The organism is Pedobacter sp. 05L430, from assembly GCF_056397585.1.
Window position 1 is genome coordinate 1 of record NZ_JBFTNT010000521.1, and the last position, 1422, is coordinate 1422.

At 36.9% G+C, this 1422-nt stretch carries 1 protein-coding gene; it reads right to left on the bottom strand.

Features of this window, described 5'->3' with window-relative positions; genetic code table 11:
- A partial coding sequence (locus AC1DG9_RS27015; protein WP_477635687.1) for a lysylphosphatidylglycerol synthase domain-containing protein occupies nucleotides 1-1422 on the bottom strand: 1422 nt, incomplete at both ends.

The window sequence follows — 1422 nt, forward strand, 5'->3', positions numbered from 1 at the left end:
GAAAAAGTAGTCAGATCAACCACGCCCTCTTGTCCTAGAAAAAGTCGCTTTTTTCCCAAAGAAACAAAATCGTCCAGGCTTTCTTCCGACACCCTGTAATAAAGGCTTTTCATCCCGCTTTCGATGCAATATCTGTCGAACGATTTGATAAAACCMTGTCTGTTTTCTGGCAGTGTAACCGGAAGCTCTAATACCACAGCAAAATTACCGGCTATTCGATAGGCAATAAATCCTTCCAGTTCGTCTGTGGTATAAATCAGCTTATCTCTATAAGTTTTGAAATAATCAATTGCTGAATTACCATATTTTTCCAGATCAGCTTTAGCCGCTTCAAATTCCTCTTCTGAAGTGTCCATTTTCAAAATATATGGCCTGATCAGTGTATAAATCAAGAAGGCTATAGATAAGAATCCGCTAATATTAATTGAAAAAAGGAAGCCTCTGGCAAACGCATCCTGAGGCACCAAATCAGAGCTACCCACCAATAAAAAATTTTGTAAAGTATACCTGATGGATTGCAACCAACTGAAGTCAATATCAAAATGTTTTTGATCAAGGAAATAGAATCCAATAACACCATAAAGCAAAACGGCCAGGATGCTTAATAACGTAGTTTGAATGCCAATAAACCTTAATCTTGAATTGTGTTTTATATAATACTCTTTTCTTGATCCTATTAAAATAACCAGCACAATTATCGAAAACCCGGCTTCTTCATAATCTATTGCTTTAGTTAAATGCCCTACCAGCGAAAGTATACACAAAGCAACTGCAAAGTACCATGCCATTCGCAGTCCTTTAAGCATAAATGCAGCTGTAACCAGCAGAAACAATCCCGCAAGCAATACAAAGTAATTGGACACTCTAATTGCTTCTATAGGAAGAAAATCTTTAAGAAATGCAAGCCTCGAGTGGATTGCAGGAGTAAGTACGGACACAATATTAATAATACCCAGCAGCAATAACAGCAAGGCAGGTACAATTCTCATTAATAATTTGTTAATTTTAAGAAGGAAGCTTAAGGCACCGAGAACCAGTGGAATCCAAAATTCCATAAAACGGTACAGCAATGTAATTGAAACTGCTGCTGCATTTGAGTAACCCAATCTAATTAAAATGAAAGCCATAGAGGCTTCTACCGCACCCAGTCCTCTTAAAAAAGGAGAAATAATTAAAAACACAACGGCAACTACGTAACTAATGGTAGCAAAAATTAAAGAGGGGTTCATGTCTAATGCAATCATCGCAATATAGATGTGAACTATGCCAACAACTTCTATCAGCATGCTGTAAACGAATGTTGAAAGAAAATGCTTACGTTCAATTTTATTGGCCCTAAACTCCGCTGCAAATACTTCAACAGAAGGAAGATATTTAACAACGAGCTTATAAACTACTCCTTTTTTTATAACCGACCTGTAC